Annotated in this window: 1 protein-coding gene; it reads right to left on the reverse strand. The window is 63.4% G+C overall.

The annotated features are described in order from the left end of the window. The coding region (tkt, locus tag Q4481_RS24525; RefSeq protein ID WP_304379055.1) for a transketolase at positions 1–1,763 on the reverse strand (1,763 nt) is incomplete at both ends.

The following is a 1,763-nucleotide window of genomic DNA, read 5'->3' on the forward strand; positions in this document are numbered from 1 at the left end:
GAGCCGATGAACCGGTCCCAGCCCTGGCGAATGCCGGCTTCGACCGCGACCCTGACCTTGGCTGTGCCGAGCACGGAAGCCTGATAGTCCGCCGACTGCTCTTCGAACAGTTCGAAGGAGGGAACGGAGACGACGCGCGCGGCAACCGATTTGGCCGCCAGCAATTCCTTAGCCTTGACCGCGATCTCGACTTCCGAACCCGAAGCGAAGATCGTGACCGTCGCATCCTTGTTTTCGTGAAGCACATAGGCGCCCTTTGCCGACAGGTTTTCGGCGACGAATTCGGTCCGGGCGGCGACGAGGTTCTGGCGCGTCAGCGCGATGCCCGACGGGCGATGCTGGTTTTCGAGCGCCACCTGCCAGCATTCGACGGTCTCGGTCGCATCGGCCGGACGGAACATCAGAAGGTTCGGAATGGCGCGCAGGGCCGCCATCTGTTCCACCGGCTGGTGGGTCGGGCCATCTTCGCCGAGACCGATGGAATCATGGGTCAGCACATGGATGACGCGGATGCCCATCAGTGCAGCCAGGCGGATCGACGGACGGCAATAGTCCGAGAAGATCAGGAAGCCACCCGAGTACGGGATCAGGCCGCCATGCAGCGCAATGCCGTTCATGGCCGCGGCCATGCCATGCTCGCGGATGCCCCAGTGGATATAGCGACCCGAGAAATCGGTCGGCGTGATCGAGGCGGTCTGGCTGGTCTTGGTATTGTTGGAACCGGTCAGGTCGGCCGAGCCGCCGAGCGTTTCCGGCACGACGCCATTGATCACTTCCAGCGCATCTTCCGAGGCCTTGCGGGTGGCGACCGTCGGCTTGGTGTCAGCGAGCTTCTGCTTGTAATCGCTGACGGCAGACGACAGCGCTGCCGGAAGCTGGCCGGAGAACCGGCGCTCGAACTCGGCCTTCCTGGCGGAGGAAGCGAGACGTTTGTCCCATTCGGCGCGCACAGCGGCACCGCGGCCACCGGCGGTCCGCCAGGCAGACAGAACATCCTCGGGGATCACGAAAGCTTCGGACGGCCAGCCGAGTGCGACGCGGGTAGCGGCGATTTCGTCGGCTCCGAGCGGCGAACCGTGGACCTTGTGGGTGCCGGCCTTGTTGGGAGCGCCGAAGCCGATCACCGTCTTGCAGGCGATCATGGTCGGCTTGTCGGACTGGTGGGCGGCCCGGATTGCCGTTGCGATCGCTTCGGGATCATGACCGTCGACCGCAATCGTGTTCCAGCCCGAAGCGCGGAAGCGCGCATGCTGGTCGGTCGAATCCGTGATCGAGATCTTGCCGTCGATCGAGATGCCATTGTCGTCCCAGAGAACGATGAGCTTGTTGAGCTTCAGGTGGCCGGCGAGCGAGATCGCTTCCTGGCTGATGCCTTCCATCAGGCAGCCGTCACCAACCAGCGCATAGGTATGATGGTTCTGGAGATCGGCGCCGAACTCGTCGGACAGTTTCTTCTCCGCGATCGCCATGCCGACGGCATTGGCAATGCCCTGGCCGAGCGGACCGGTGGTGGTCTCGATGCCGGAGGCATGACCATATTCCGGATGGCCGGCAGTCTTGGCATGCAACTGACGGAAGGACTTGATGTCCTCGATCGTCATGTCTTCGTAGCCGGTGAGATAGAGCAGCGAATAGATCAGCATCGAGCCGTGACCGGCCGACAGCACGAACCGGTCGCGATCGGCCCACAGCGGCGCCTTCGGATCGAACTTCAGGAACTGCGTAAACAGCACCGTGGCAATATCGGCCGCCCCCATCGGAAG

This window comes from Fluviirhizobium alvei (assembly GCF_030551875.1).
In the GTDB taxonomy this organism is placed as follows: domain Bacteria; phylum Pseudomonadota; class Alphaproteobacteria; order Rhizobiales; family Rhizobiaceae; genus Rhizobium_E; species Rhizobium_E alvei.